Raw genomic sequence first — 14,339 nt, 5'->3', positions numbered from 1 at the left:
CTAACCGGAGGTTTAAAAAGATCAGTGAAATGAGCCTTTTCAGGATTAATTGTTCCGGAAAAATTCTATTTGGCAAACTTAATAATCTGCCGGGTTTCACTGGCTTCAGAAGCTGATTTTTTGTTCACTATTTCGGTCATTACGGATATAAAAAAGAAAAAGCCCGATCTTAAGATCGGGCTTTTATAATATTTTAAAAAGGAAGTTTTACGCTTTGATATTTCTTCCGTGAATAAGTTTTTCAGTAATGAAATTTTGTTTTCCGAAATAAGTGCTGTGTGCAGCTCCTAAATTAAGAGTAGTGGTAAACAATCCTGCAAATATGAATAATAACTGGTATGCTGTAGCAGTATAGAAGGTATTCAGCAGGTAGACGGAAGAACCGACTATAAGAATGGTAAAGAAAAATGATAACCAGGCATCATTATTTATTTTTAGAACAGATAGCACCTGTCTAAGGATAGGATTTCTTTCCTGGTAAAAGTCCAAGCGATGAGAAGTTATGAATGAATCAAGAAACTTCGAGGCTATGATATCAAAAGAAATTAACACTACTATTAAATCCATATTCGTAACGGTGATTATGTTTTGTGGCAACTAAAATACATCTTTATTTTAAAAAACAATGCTTTTTACCGAAAAATTTGGTATTTCATCGACCAATGAGGGGGGAATGAGGTCTGGAAGCAGGGATTAAGCACTTATTTGTAATCTTTTTCCTAAACTATTGAGGGGGTAAGAGTTTAGAAATCAGAGGGGTAATGTAGGAAAAATCTTTGAATCACCATAATATGATTAAATTTTTTTTTCAATTCATGCATTAAATACTCAAAAAATTAAGTCAATCCTTAGGAATTTTTCAAATATTATCTATTTAAAAATCCCTTTTATTCCAATAAAAACATTTCAAAAAAACATTGGTCAAAGTAAATTTATCTCCATTCAAATTATTTCTTATAAGTAGGAACGTTAGAAATATGTAAGTATTTTTACCGGTCTAAAATAAATTTAAATGGAAGGAGAAGGCCCTGCAAAATTTTATTCCCCAAAAGAAGAGAAATGGAACATTATATCTCATGCCTTTGGAATGGTGTTAAGTGTGATCGCCTTGGTTTTTCTTATAAAAAAGGGGTTGCGAACAGGCAGTGATAATCTGCTTATTAGTTTTGTGGTGTTTGGTGTTTCCATGCTGTTGCTGTATTCTGCCTCAACTTTTTATCATAGTGCCAAAGATCCGCACTTGCGCTATAAACTTAAAATATTCGATCATATCGCGATCTTCTTCCTTATCGCCGGTACCTACACACCTTTTGCGCTAGTGACCCTGGAAGGAACTATTGGCTGGATCATTTTTGGAGTAGCTTGGGGAATTGCCTTTTTCGGGACCCTGCTGAAGATATTTTTTACGGGAAGGTTCAAGATCCTTTCCACACTTCTTTACGTGGGAATGGGCTGGATCATAATATTCGCCATCAAGCCCTTGATCGGGAATCTGTCTTCAGAAGGTTTGTGGTGGTTGTTCAGTGGCGGGATCTTTTATACAGTAGGAGCTATACTTTATAGTATCAGTAAACTTAATTACAACCATGCCTGGTTTCATTTATTTGTTTTACTAGGTACTTTTTGCCATTTTAACTCCATTTATTTTCATGTGACACCTTGAATTAAAGGCTATTTCTGGTGTGGTTTTTGAACCTTTGCAGTAAATTTTACTAAAAACTATGAAAAAGCTAATCCCATTCCTCTTCGGAATTTTTTTAATAACTTCAATGAATGCCCAGCAGGATCCTTACTTTAAAGTAATGGATGTTGATAAATATGAGCAGGCGGTTGCCCGGAAAAATGTTCAGCTGGTAGATGTTCGTACTGCGGAAGAGTACAAGGAAGGCCACATAAAAGGAGCAAAGAACATTGATTTTTTCGCCGATGATTTCCTGAAACAGTTCCGCTCATTTGATAAAGAGGAGCCTTTATATTTATACTGCAGGAGCGGTAACCGGAGCGCTAAAGCCTCTAAACAGTTATCGGATGCAGGATTTAAAAATATTATCGATCTAAAAGGTGGTTACAAGGCCTGGAAGGCTGCCGGAAAAAAATAGGATGAAAGAAAAGAAGGAACTCATAACCCGGGACTGGCTGGCCATTGACCGTACAAAAATGGCTAATGAGCGCACTTTTTTAGCGTACCTGCGAACCGTGATCGTGATCCTTGGTTCGGGGATCGCACTTTTAAAAGTTCCGGCCCTTGATGATCTGCGTGGTTTTGGTTTTATATTAATTGGGTTTAGCCCGCTGTTACTCGTTTTCGGGGTGTCACGTTTTCTTTATGTAAGAAGGCATATCCATATGTACTATAAGGAGACGAGGAAATAAATCCTATGCAAGGAGCTCCGATAGGTTCTTTTTCATTTTACTACTAAAATCGAGGGCGTGATCCAGGATCAATACCGCGGTACATACCATATTCCGCAATTCGTAGAAACCGGTAGTGCCCGTATTGAACGGTGGATAATCTTCCAACATTTCCTTAAGCTCTCTTAAATGTTCGAGAGCTTCTTTTTTCTCCCGTTTTCCCGATGCATGAATAAGATCATAAGTCATGAGGTCGTTCAGGCGATGCCTTAGACTGGCAATGATCTCATCGTCAGCTTCCTGCTCAAACCTTAGAATTTCTGGCCTTATTATGGTTTCAGGCTCCGGAAGTTTATCCAGTTCTTCTATTACTGATTTGTATGACTGATGTGAATATACAAGGGCTTCCAGCAGGGAATTAGAAGCTAAACGATTAGCTCCGTGTAACCCGGTGTGAGCACATTCTCCCGAAGCATATAAGTGTGGTATAGAAGTTCGCGCGTGCTCGTCTACCTGTATTCCGCCGCATTGATAATGAGCAGCCGGAACGATTGGAATAAGATCGGTTTTTAAATTGAGGCCTATAGAATGACAATAGGCGACAATTGTAGGAAATTCATTCTGGAAAGCTTCAAAGTTTAGATGCCTGCAATCTAAAAATGCAGAACGTTCACCGCTCATTTTTAATTCTTTCACAACGGCTTCAGAAACGATATCACGTGTAGCAAGTTCCCCTCGCGTATCGGTTTTAAAAAGAAACCGGTTGCCTTTATGATTGACTACATAAGCTCCAAACCCTCTTACCGCTTCAGAAATAAGGAATAATGGGTGTTTGTCTTTTTCATAAAGAGCGGTAGGGTGAAATTGAATAAAATTCATGTTTTTGACCTCGGCTCCGGCTCTCTGGGCCATTGCCACGCCATCGGCAGTAGCTACCGAAGGATTCGTAGTGTTTGAAAATATCATTCCGCTGCCACCTGTTGCCAGAAAAGTAATTCGGGAATTGAAGTTTACCTGTTGGCCGGTGACCTTGTCCAGCATTTTCACTCCTGTACAGTTCTCTTGATCCTGTTCGTTCTTTAAAAGATCAATAACAAAATAGCGGTCCACAAATTCCACATTTGGAAGAGACCCGGCTTTCTTCAGCAGTTTTCTTTCAAGTTCTTTTCCTGTAAGGTCCCTGTGGTGCACAATCCTTCTTTGTGAATGTCCGCCTTCCAGTCCCAGTTCAAATTCTCCATTTCCGTTGAAATCAAAGGAAGTGCCCCAGGAAATCAGTTCAGACAGCCTTTCGGGTGCTTGTGAAACTACCATTTCAACCACCTTGCGGTCATTTAAGCCTTTCCCGGCTTTCATGGTATCCTGTACGTGTTGTTCAAAACTGTCTCTCACCCTGTCAAGGACCACGGCGATGCCACCCTGGGCCTGGGCGGTGTTACACAAGTCATTACTGCTTTTTGTAAGAATGGTAATTGAAGTATCCGGTCTGGCATCAGCCAGTTTAATAGCAAATGACAACCCGGCGATCCCGGATCCTATTACAAGCACATCAGTTTTCATAGACTATGATAATTCAAGCATTCTTTTAATAGGTCTGTGGGCCTTTTCCATAAGATCATTATCCAGAATGATCTCGGGCTCTTCATTTTTCAGGCAGTTGTAAAGCTTTTGCAGCGTGTTCATTTTCATGAATGCACATTCGCTGCAGGCACAGGTGTTATCTTCCTTGGCAGGAGCGGGGATCAGGATTTTGTTGGGGACATCCTTTTGCATTTGATGGAGGATCCCGGCTTCGGTAGCCACGATGAACGTATCATGGTCACTGTTTTTCACGTAGTTGAGCATTCCTGAAGTAGAACCAATGTAATTGGCGACCTTTAAAATATGATCTTCAGACTCAGGATGAGCGATGATCATGGCTGAGGGGTTTTCCTTGTAAAGTTTTAGCAGCTTATCCAGGGAGAAGGCTTCATGAACGATACATGCCCCGTCCCAAAGAAGCATTTTTCGGCCTGTTTTTTTCATCAGGTAGCTTCCCAGGTTTTTATCGGGGGCGAAAATAATGGGTTTGTCCTGCGGAATCGAGTTGATGATCTTTTCGGCATTTGAGGAGGTACAGACAATATCACTCAGGGTCTTGATTTCCGCAGAACAGTTTATATATGTGACGACCATATGGTCGGGATATTTTTCTTTCATTTCCCGGAAGGCATCCGGTGGGCAACTTTCTGCCAAAGAGCAACCGGCATTAAGATCGGGTAGTAATACCTTTTTTGAAGGGTTGAGAATCTTCGCTGTTTCGGCCATAAAGTGGACACCGGCAAAAACGATGATCTCAGCTGAAGTTTGGGCCGCCTTTTTGGCCAGCTCCAGGCTATCTCCAATAAAATCGGCCACCTCCTGAATTTCAGGTTCCTGGTAATAATGTGCCAGGATGACCGCGTTCTTTTCCTCCTTTAGTTTTATAAGTTTTTGCTGAAGGTTCTCTTTTCTTTCTGTTCTGATATCCATTTCCTTTGTAGGGTACATTGAATTTAGACTTTTAGAAACGTATCGCCGGAAACCAATCCGGTAACTAAATCTTTCAAACTGGTGTTTTCTACGATTTGCTGTAATTCCTGTCTCACGGGTTTGAATTTCGAATGGAAAGGGCAGGGGTGCTCCTCAGAACAGCTCTCCAGTCCCAAACTACATCTCTTGTAAACAGTATCACCGTCAATGGCAACCACGATCTGTGCTACCTTGATATAATCCATGTTATCAGGACTTACAGTGAATCCTCCATGAGCTCCTTTGATGGAGGTGATAATTCCGCTTTTAGATAATTTTTGGAGGGTCTTGGCGGTAAAAGCTTCCGGGGAGTCTATTTCCCTGGCGATATCTTTAAGGCTCGCCCTCTTTCCTTTATCTGACTCTGAGGCGATAAAGATGGTAGCCCTTATCGCATATTCACATGCTTTTGAAAACATTATTTACTTCTTCAGGTTAAGTGTCAAAATTAAGGACCTCCTTATCCCTAATTTATGACTACGGTCAGCTAGAGAGAAAAAACCTACTATAAATGTGATGATGCGGAATCCTATTTGTTTTTAATAAAAAACCCGGTCGCTTCAGTGACCGGGTTTACCGGGCCGATCTTTAAATTGATCCCGCCCAACACAAGTATTAATGAAGAAGTGTGACTTTCTATGGTCTTACTCCCAGTTTTTTCAGAATGTCTTCCATTAAACACCATTTGGTGATAGAAGATTGTAAAAGATTGAATCCTACAAAAGCTGTGAACCACAGCCAGTTTATATTTACATAGATCGCAAGCAGCAGACTAATAAGTATGAAAGTACCTGCAATTCCGCGTATGACTCTGTTAAGCATAATTATTGTTTTAAATGTTATATAGATTGTTCTATTGGTAACACAATAGCCCTTACCGGGTTATTGGTTTCAAGGTTTTTGTTGAATTCTTTTATATATCCGAAGATCTCCTCGATCTTTTCTTCATCGGTAAATGAGAAGAACATAAGAGATTCATTTCCACCTTTATGACCCGGGAACCAGCTTTGGGTGGCGACCAGGGAATTGGTATTCTTGTAGCCGTCGATCTCAGATGAACTAAAGGCTTCAATATTTGCCTCTTTGAAGAGTTTTAGGACCTCCTTCTGGAAATCTGAAACGGTTGTTACGATGAGTAGTTTCATGATGTCTGGTTTATAATTCAAAACTTAGTTTTACTTTTAAATTTGAACCCATCTCCGCCATCCTGAAATGACGGAAATGAGATCATTTTTTATTTGCTTTCCTCCACGTACTCTTCTTTCTCCTGAACAACCGCCTTACCTTCTTCAGGGTGTTTTCCTTTCTCAATCATGTAGTACACTAATGGAACTACTAACAAGGTAAGGAAGGTAGAGACTATGGTTCCTCCCATTAAGGAGATCGCCAGTCCCTGGAAAATAGGGTCGAACAGGATCACAAAAGCTCCAATCACTACCGTACCCGCTGTTAACAGAATAGGGGTGGTCCTTACGGCTCCTGCCTCGATCACCGCCTGTTTAAGCGGAATACCTTCCTCCACTCTCAGGTTGATAAAGTCAATGAGCAAGACCGAGTTCCTAACCATGATCCCCGCCAGGGCGATCATCCCGATAAAAGAAGTCGCGGTAAAGAACGCTCCAAGCATCCAGTGCCCTAATACAATACCCACTAAGGATAGCGGTATTGCCACCATCATCACTATAGGTGCTTTAAAGTTCTGGAACCATCCAACTATCAAAATGTAAATAATAACAATTACACCCAAAAATGCTATTCCAAGGTCACGGAACACTTCCAGGGTGATCTGCCACTCTCCATCCCATTTTACGGTATAGTCATCTTCATACTGTGGCTGCTCCATATACAGCTCCTGGATCTCGTAACCTGCAGGCAGGTCGATCTCTTTCAGTTTTTCTTCCATCCCAAGGATCGCATAAACCGGACTTTCCAGTTCCCCGGCCATGTCGGCAAGCACATAAACCACTCGTTTTTGGTTCTTTCTGTAAATGCTTTTCTCACGAATCACTTCCTTAGGTTCTACAAGATCACCAACCGGGATCATTTGCCCATTCTGGGAAGTTATCTGAATCTGCATGATATCCTGAACCGAAGATTTTTCCTCCTCATCAAGGGCTAATACGATTCCTACTCTTTGGGTCGCGTCCTCATCATATAATTGTGTGATCGCTCTTTCTCCAAGTGCTGAATTCAGCGTATAAACGATCTGCTGAGGTGCGATGCCTTGAAGCATGGCTTTTTCCTTATCGATCTCGAATTCGAATTCTTTCTGATCGGCTTCTACCATCCAGTCGATATCTACGACATCATCAGTGTTTTGAAGTATAGTTTTAACACTGTCGGCAAGCGCGATCTGCTTTTCATAATCAGGTCCGTAAATTTCGGCGACTATGGTTGACAATACAGGAGGTCCCGGCGGAACTTCCACCAGTTTCACATTGGCGCCATATTTAGCTGCGATCTTCTGAATATCCGGCCTTAGCATCTTTGCAATGTCGTGACTCTGAAGACTACGTTCTCCCTTGGCCCTTAGATTTACCTGGATATCGGCCGTGTTACTGGCTCCGCGCAGGTCATAGTGACGCACCAATCCGTTAAAGGTAATAGGGGCAGAGGTACCAATATAATTCTGGTAATTCACCACTTCCGGACTTTGAGAAAGGTATTGCCCGATCTCTTTTGTCACTACGGCGGTTCTTTCCAAGGTAGTTCCTTCGGGCATATCTATCACCACCTGGAACTCGTTCTTGTTGTCAAACGGCAGCATTTTTACGGCTACGTCCTTCGTGAAGAACATGGCTACAGACCCTAATAACAATAACGTAGTAATACCAAGGAATGTCCACCTGATCTTTCCGTTTTCAATAAGCGGCTCTTCAAAGCGCTTATAGATGCGGTAGATCATACTTTCCTCAAGAGTTTTTTCTTTCTTTACAGGTTTACCTTTTTTCTCTTTTTCACGCAGGAAGATATATCCTAAATAAGGGGTGATCGTGAGCGCTACGAACAATGATAATATCATCGCGATCGAAGCCCCGATCGGCATTGGGCTCATATATGGTCCCATCAATCCGCTAACGAATGCCATAGGTAATACAGACGCGATCACGGTAAATGTTGCCAGTATGGTAGGGTTTCCTACCTCATTAATGGCATATAACGCGGCCTGTTTGAAGGGCAGGCGTTTCATTTTAAAGTGCCTGTGCATGTTCTCGGCAATGATGATCGAGTCATCTACCACGATTCCCGTTACGAATACCAGTGCGAAAAGAGTAATTCGGTTAAGGGTGTAATCAAGCATGTAATAACTCAGTAGAGTGAGGGCAAAGGTGATAGGTACCGATAGAAAAACTACCAGTCCGCCACGCCAGCCCATTGCCAGCATTACCACCAGGGTTACAGCGATAATAGCTCCAATAAGGTGCATTAAAAGTTCCCCTACCTTGTGAGATGCCGTTTCCCCGTAGTTTCGGGTTACTTCAACATGCACATCTTCAGGAATAAGGTTTTGCTTCAGGTGATCTACTTTCTCAAGGATCACATCGGCGATCTTCATCGCATCGGCACCTTTACGTTTTGCAACAGACAAGGTTACAGCAGGATATTCTGCCGGATAAGTTTCCGAAGCAGCTACCGCCTGGCCGTATCCAAAAGACACATATTCTTTAGGAATTTCCGGACCGTCGTTTACAGTTGCTATCTGTTTAAGGTAAATCGGCTGGTTGTCCTGAACCCCAACGATGAGGTTTTCCACATCTTGCGCAGATTCCAGAAAACTTCCTGTGCTTACCAGGATTTCAGAATCATTGCGATCAAAACTTCCCGAAGAGAGCTGTTGGTTATTGGCTTTGATCTTTTCAGCAACACCCAGCAGGTCCACACCGCTGGCAGCCATTTTATCTTTATCAAGTACGATTCTTAACTGTCGGTTACGCCCACCAATATTATTTACGATAGAAACATCCTCTACCTTCTCGATCTCATGCCTTAGTTCGTTGGCCATTTGGCGCAACTGGTAATCGTCATAATTCTCGCTCCAAAGTGTAAGTCCCAGAACCGGAACATCGTCAATGGCCCTTGTCTTCACCAGTGGCTGGGTCACGTTGGGCGGCATTTGGTCCATATGTTTCATCAGCTCGTTGTAAAGCTTCACATAGGAGCGTTCTATATCCTCGCCCACGTAAAACTGCACGATGAGCATTCCCTGTTCCTCCATCGAGTTAGAGTAGACGTACTCCACACCTTTGATGTTGGAAACCATTTTTTCCATGGGTTTTATAATGCGCGATTCTACTTCGCTGGGACTGGCCCCGGGATATCCAATAAAGATATCGGCCATGGGGACGTCAATTTGCGGCTCTTCTTCGCGAGGGATCAAAAATGAACTGTACACCCCAATGATCATGAACACGATCATGAGCAGCACCGTCAATTTAGACCCTATAAAGCCTTTGGCGATCTTACCTGCTAATCCTTCTTTCATATGTTGAATTCTTATAGTTGTTGTTTGTACCTTTTTTCTTTGGGCGTGTCCTTCGCTCCTTCAGAGCTTCGGCCGGGCTTTCGGCGCTACACGCCTGCCCGAATAGTCAGGCGGGGTAGCTGCCTCTATCCCCTGCCTACCGGCAGGCAGGCTCACGCGCTGTGAAAAAGGTATTACTCTTTTACAGTCACTTTTGCCCCGTTGAATAATTTACCTTCCGCAGAAACTATGTAAGCTTCTTCAGGAGAAAGTCCGCTAAGAACTTCCACACGGTCTCCGTAAGTTCTTCCTAAACGCAGCCATCGTAGCATAGCGGTATTCTGGGCGCTCACAGTATAAACTCCTTTCAGGTCACCGCGGGTGATGATCGCCTCTTTTGGGATCATGACAGCTTTGGTAGTGGTTTCTTTCTTTTCGATCGGGAATCTAACGGTAGCGTACATTCCGGAAAGCACTTCAGCTTCAGTATCTTCCAGAGCAACTTTTACCATGTATTGTCCACCTGTATTTCTGGCAGATGTACTAACCTCGGTCACGGTTCCTTCCACAGTTTTATCAATAGATTTGATGATCACGTCTACCTTCGTTCCGGTTTTGATCCTTGAGATCTCAGATTCTGGTACACGGGCCATAACTTCAAATTTACCTGGGGCTTCAATCGCTAATAAGGGTTGGCCGGGATTGGCCATAGTGCCTTCTTCAGCGAACTTATTGGTGATCACTCCGCTAAAAGGAGCTCTGATGTTCACATATGCAAACTGTGAGTTCACTTCGTTCTTCATCTGCTTAGCGGCTTCAAGCCTGGCTTTAGCCATTTCAAAACGGGCCGTTTGGTCATCCATTTCCTTTTGGGAAGCAGATTGTTCCTCGTAAAGTGCCTTAAAACGTTCATAGTCTTTTTTGGCATTGTTGTAAGCGGCTTCAGCTTCGGTTATCCCCGCATTTACCTGGGCGCGTTTGGCCTGCAGGTCGGTGTTGTTGATAGAGATCAATAACCGGCCTTTGTTCACTTTATCGCCTACATTCACATGAATGTCCTCAATGAAACCCATCATACGGGTGCTGAGGTTAGCGCTGTTCACGGCATCGATCTTTCCGCTGGCGGTCAAAAAACGCTCTCCAGCCGCCGCTGGTGTTTCTACCTGCACTTCTACCGCCGGTCCTTTGTCAGCCACCTGCTTTTTATCATCATTACCACAAGCGGTCGTAAAAAGGATTAACCCGGCTATTGCTAAAGTGTATATTGTTCTTTTCATTTTCTATAGTTTGGTGATTTTTATCTATCTTATTGCTCAGTAGTGCTTTGGTTCTGGGTAAGGAACTTCAGATATTCCAAAGCGTAATTGTATTCATATACGGTCTGGTAATATTCCAGTCTCTTCTCTGAAAATTGCGTCTCGGCCATTAACAGGTCGGTGGTCTTTTCAAGTCCCTGTTCGTACCTGTTGTTTCTTATTCTTAGGGCTTCTTCTGACTGTTCCATTGCCAGACGGGTAAGCTTCAACTTATTTTCCGCATCCTGTAAGGCACGTTTAGCCTGGTTCAATTCCAGCTGACTCTTATGTACGTGTTGTTCATATTGGAGTTGAGCTTGTTTAAATTCTGCTTTTGATTGCTGGGTCTTTCCAATGCGCTTACTTCCGTCAAAGATGTCCCATGTCAAGGCGACTCCTGCCATATACCCGGTAGCATCTCCCTGGAAAAGTTCATCATCATACAGCTCATAACTTCCGAAGGCATTAAGACGGGGTAAAAAAGACATTTTATCGGCCTTATACATTTGTTTGCGTGCCTGGGAAGCCAGTTGCATGGCCTGTATATCTGCACGTTCCATTGGTAGCTGACCTTTATTCACTGCGGCCACTTGAACCTGCAGGGAGTCTTTAGGGATCAAAACCACGTCTATGGAATCTCCCATTAGGAACATGAGGTAGTCACTGGCGTTCTTCACATTACTTTTAGCGTACTGAAGTTGATTGTTTACCTCGGTAACGCGGACTTCCACAGCTAACAAGTCAGATCTTTGAAGATAACCTTGTTTAAAATTGTCATTCGCCAGTTTCAGGTTAGCCTGGGCAGTTTCAAGGGCCTGTTCAAGAACCTCCACCGCTTTATGCGCGAGTTGCAATTGCATATAGGCTTTTTCTGTTTCCAGCTGCATGTGATCTCCGGTGCGCTCACGCTTTAATTGTGTCGCCTCCATCTTGTTTTTGGCGGCTGACCGCTGATAGAATCCGTCCAGGTTGATCAAAGGCTGTTGCACTTCGATCTTTGTGGCAAAATTGTCGGTTCGGTCAGGGTCGTTCAAGCGGGCAGGATCGAAATCGCTTTGCGAGATCACCTCCTGGTTGAGCTTGCTTCCGAAGGCCATTAATGGATTATTGGTGGTCATCCCGGTATGAGAGACACTTATGTTAGGCAAGAATACAGCGTTGGTTTGCCGGTACTGCGCACGGGCTGCCAGAAACTCCTGTTGAGAAATCTGAAGGCTGCTGTTGTTCTCCTGCACTCGTTGCTTTACTTCACGTTTACTGATGCTTACCGTTTCCTGTGCGGAAAGCAGCCAGCTGAAAAGTAATACCGGAATAAATAATAGAGTTGTTTTCTTCTTCATTTTATAATTTTTGATGGAGCAAAAGTACCCTCAGAATGGGCTGTAGTCAGTAACCTTTGTTACCAAACGTTAAAATTCAGGCAAATTGGTCCTGTTTTTTCTGAAGCTCTTCGCGGAAGTTTTTAGTAAACACCTTTAAAGACCCCAAAGGTCCCGATGTACATTTCTCAATATTTTAAACAAAAGAAATTAACCTATTAAAAATAGGGGGTGTAATTTAATAATGTCGTAAATATTAATTTTTAACCCCTCTTTTTTAGGGGGTGTAAATTAATTTTATATACTTTTATTTCTGAAAATTCAGAATTATGAAAAAAATAGAAGCGATTATCAGGACCGAAAAATTTTCCGAAGTAAAACGGGCCCTTCAGGAAATAGGGGTGCTATTTTTTACTTACTGGGATGTTACCGGGGTCGGAAATGAGACTCTGGGACATGTTTACAGGGGGGTAGCCTATAATACGGCCGATATTCCCCGTCGCATGCTTTCCTTGGTGGTACAGGAAGATAACCTGGATCTAACAGTGGAGGTTTTGCTTAGTGCTGCTTACACGGGTAAGATAGGGGACGGGAAATTATTCATTTCAACTATTGATGAGGCGTACAGGATACGCACAAAGGAATCGGGAATTAAATCGCTGCTGTAATTATGGAAGAAATCACTTTTACCATCAACAATGTGTGGATGATGCTGTGCATCGCCCTTGTCTTTATCATGCACCTGGGGTTTTCCCTACTGGAGATCGGGCTAACCAGATCAAAGAACACCGTGAACATACTTTTCAAGAATGTAATGGTCATTATTATTGGTCTTTTAACGTATACCCTAATTGGATTTAATTTGATGTACCCGGGCGCAGCGTTCGCCGGATCATTTTTCGGGTTTTCGGGTTTCGGATTATTACTACCTGATAATGGTCTTACCGCTGCTTATGCGGATGGCAATTATACTTTTTACACCGATTTCCTTTTCCAGGCGATGTTCGCCGCAACGGCGGCTACCATAGTTTCCGGGGCTGTGGCAGAAAGAATAAAGCTCACAGGTTTCGTCACTTTCGCCATCCTTTATGTGGGCCTTGTATATCCCATCACCGGAATGTGGAAATGGGGGGGAGGCTTTCTAGATGTTATAGGTTTCTATGATTTCGCAGGTTCTACTTTGGTACATTCAGTAGGAGGCTGGGCCGCTCTGGTAGGAATATATTTACTGGGCCCGAGAATTGGAAAATTCAGTGATAAAGTAAGTCATGTAATTCCGGGGCATAGTATCCCATTGTCAACGGTGGGCGCTTTCTTATTATGGTTTGGCTGGTTTGGGTTCAACGGAGGCTCGGTCCTGTCTGCAGATCCCGGGAAGACCTCCCTGGTTCTGGTTACCACATGTATCTCTGCCGCGGCGGGAGGTCTGAGTGCCTTTATCTTTACCCGACTTAAATACAAAGCGAACGATCTTTCCATGGTATTGAACGGAATTTTAGGAGGATTAGTTGGAATTACCGCAGCTGCCGATATTATGGGGATTTGGGATGCTTTTTTGATAGGCTCTGTTTCGGGAATTCTCATAGTGCTATCAGTTGCTCTACTCGAAAAGTGGCAACTGGATGACCCGGTAGGAGCGGTGTCAGTTCACCTTACCTGCGGGATCTGGGGTACCCTGGCAGTTGGACTCTTTGGATCTATGGCCGGGTGGGCCCAATTGGGGGTTCAGCTTACCGGGATTACTGCAGTAGGTTTATTCTCTGTTCTAACCTCTTACGGAATTTTTCATGTTATAAAACAGGCAGGAGAACTAAGAGTGAGTGAACAGGTAGAGAAGGAGGGACTGGATGCTCATGAACACGGCTCCTCCGCTTATACTCATATCACCTATTCTGAGTCATAATAGATCGTTATTTGCCATTTTAAAAGAGGCTGTATCAGCCTCTTTTTTTCGGAAACAGCTTGTAACATAATTGGTTTCCAGGCGTCTATTAAGAGAATCAATCTTCTAAATATGGGACCAACTATGGAACTTCAATCAAGATTACTCGGCTTTTTACCCATTGCACTTTTCTTTATTCTCTTTTTCGCCCAACCTGACTTGTCTATTGATAGTAACATTCGATCTGAAGAAATTCCTGTACAGCACAACGATTCTGTTCAGAATACCGGGATGAATTTTCAGGTAATTAACCCCTTTTAAGTAGGTTTTAATCCTTCTAAAAAAAAGCCGATCGTATAATTCAGTAATTTGGCAGGCTCTTGTAAACCGGCATACCAGGGTAGATGGTCTTACTAATATCTATGATTCCAGGCATGGAATACTTATTTTTAGATAATGGCTGCGGAAGGTACCATTTT

Annotated in this window: 15 protein-coding genes; 6 read left to right on the top strand and 9 right to left on the bottom strand. The window is 42.9% G+C overall.

Features of this window, described 5'->3' with window-relative positions; all coding sequences use genetic code 11:
* Positions 1 to 207: 207 nt before the first annotated feature.
* Entirely contained in the window at positions 208 to 567 is a 360-nt protein-coding gene (locus ACFQ1G_RS04535; protein ID WP_380737086.1) for a hypothetical protein, read from the bottom strand.
* 445 nt (positions 568 to 1,012) lie between these two features.
* On the opposite strand from ACFQ1G_RS04535, the gene trhA reads away from it, so the two are divergent.
* The 3 genes from trhA to ACFQ1G_RS04520 are packed head-to-tail and all read left to right on the top strand — an operon-like array spanning position 1,013 to position 2,373.
* A complete protein-coding gene (gene trhA / locus ACFQ1G_RS04530) occupies positions 1,013 to 1,663 on the top strand; it encodes a PAQR family membrane homeostasis protein TrhA (RefSeq protein WP_380737085.1) in 651 nt (216 codons plus the stop codon).
* Between the two features lie 58 nt (positions 1,664 to 1,721).
* Positions 1,722 to 2,099 (top strand): rhodanese-like domain-containing protein, encoded by a 378-nt coding sequence (locus ACFQ1G_RS04525; protein ID WP_380737084.1) that lies wholly within the window; start codon positions 1,722 to 1,724, stop codon positions 2,097 to 2,099.
* 1 nt (position 2,100) lies between these two features.
* Entirely contained in the window at positions 2,101 to 2,373 is a 273-nt protein-coding gene (locus tag ACFQ1G_RS04520; RefSeq protein ID WP_380737083.1) for a DUF202 domain-containing protein, read from the top strand.
* Positions 2,374 to 2,376: 3 nt separating this feature from the next.
* Here ACFQ1G_RS04520 and nadB read toward each other — a convergent pair whose 3' ends face one another.
* From nadB to ACFQ1G_RS04480, 8 genes are all read right to left on the bottom strand, one after another.
* Positions 2,377 to 3,912: an L-aspartate oxidase gene (gene nadB, locus ACFQ1G_RS04515; RefSeq protein WP_380737082.1), complete on the bottom strand. Its 1,536-nt coding sequence runs from the start codon at positions 3,910 to 3,912 to the stop codon at positions 2,377 to 2,379.
* A gap of 3 nt (positions 3,913 to 3,915) precedes the next feature.
* A complete protein-coding gene (nadA, locus tag ACFQ1G_RS04510) occupies positions 3,916 to 4,881 on the bottom strand; it encodes a quinolinate synthase NadA (RefSeq protein ID WP_380737081.1) in 966 nt (321 codons plus the stop codon).
* Positions 4,882 to 4,886: 5 nt separating this feature from the next.
* Positions 4,887 to 5,321, bottom strand: a complete 435-nt coding sequence (locus ACFQ1G_RS04505; protein ID WP_380737080.1) for an RrF2 family transcriptional regulator — start codon at positions 5,319 to 5,321, stop codon at positions 4,887 to 4,889.
* Positions 5,322 to 5,538: 217 nt separating this feature from the next.
* The gene (locus ACFQ1G_RS04500; protein ID WP_380737079.1) at positions 5,539 to 5,724 is read right to left on the bottom strand and encodes a YgaP family membrane protein; all 186 of its coding nucleotides are present in this window, start codon (positions 5,722 to 5,724) and stop codon (positions 5,539 to 5,541) included.
* Positions 5,725 to 5,741: 17 nt separating this feature from the next.
* Positions 5,742 to 6,047 (bottom strand): hypothetical protein, encoded by a 306-nt coding sequence (locus ACFQ1G_RS04495; protein ID WP_380737078.1) that lies wholly within the window; start codon positions 6,045 to 6,047, stop codon positions 5,742 to 5,744.
* A gap of 89 nt (positions 6,048 to 6,136) precedes the next feature.
* Positions 6,137 to 9,385, bottom strand: coding sequence for an efflux RND transporter permease subunit (locus ACFQ1G_RS04490; RefSeq protein ID WP_380737077.1), 3,249 nt, complete (start codon positions 9,383 to 9,385; stop codon positions 6,137 to 6,139).
* A gap of 173 nt (positions 9,386 to 9,558) precedes the next feature.
* Positions 9,559 to 10,641, bottom strand: coding sequence for an efflux RND transporter periplasmic adaptor subunit (locus ACFQ1G_RS04485; protein WP_380737076.1), 1,083 nt, complete (start codon positions 10,639 to 10,641; stop codon positions 9,559 to 9,561).
* A gap of 29 nt (positions 10,642 to 10,670) precedes the next feature.
* Complete coding sequence (locus tag ACFQ1G_RS04480; protein WP_380737075.1) at positions 10,671 to 11,999, bottom strand: TolC family protein; 1,329 nt, start codon at positions 11,997 to 11,999, stop codon at positions 10,671 to 10,673.
* A gap of 308 nt (positions 12,000 to 12,307) precedes the next feature.
* On the opposite strand from ACFQ1G_RS04480, the gene ACFQ1G_RS04475 reads away from it, so the two are divergent.
* From ACFQ1G_RS04475 to ACFQ1G_RS04465, 3 genes are all read left to right on the top strand, one after another.
* Positions 12,308 to 12,646 (top strand): P-II family nitrogen regulator, encoded by a 339-nt coding sequence (locus tag ACFQ1G_RS04475; RefSeq protein WP_380737074.1) that lies wholly within the window; start codon positions 12,308 to 12,310, stop codon positions 12,644 to 12,646.
* Positions 12,647 to 12,648: 2 nt separating this feature from the next.
* Entirely contained in the window at positions 12,649 to 13,881 is a 1,233-nt protein-coding gene (locus ACFQ1G_RS04470) for an ammonium transporter (RefSeq protein ID WP_380737073.1), read from the top strand.
* A gap of 111 nt (positions 13,882 to 13,992) precedes the next feature.
* The gene (locus ACFQ1G_RS04465; RefSeq protein WP_380737072.1) at positions 13,993 to 14,181 is read left to right on the top strand and encodes a hypothetical protein; all 189 of its coding nucleotides are present in this window, start codon (positions 13,993 to 13,995) and stop codon (positions 14,179 to 14,181) included.
* Positions 14,182 to 14,339: the final 158 nt, after the last annotated feature.

This window comes from Salinimicrobium gaetbulicola (assembly GCF_042676025.1).
Taxonomy (GTDB): Bacteria; Bacteroidota; Bacteroidia; order Flavobacteriales; family Flavobacteriaceae; genus Salinimicrobium; species Salinimicrobium gaetbulicola.
The sequence above is the reverse complement of the archived record's forward strand: the minus strand, read 5'-3'. Positions and strand labels throughout refer to the sequence as shown.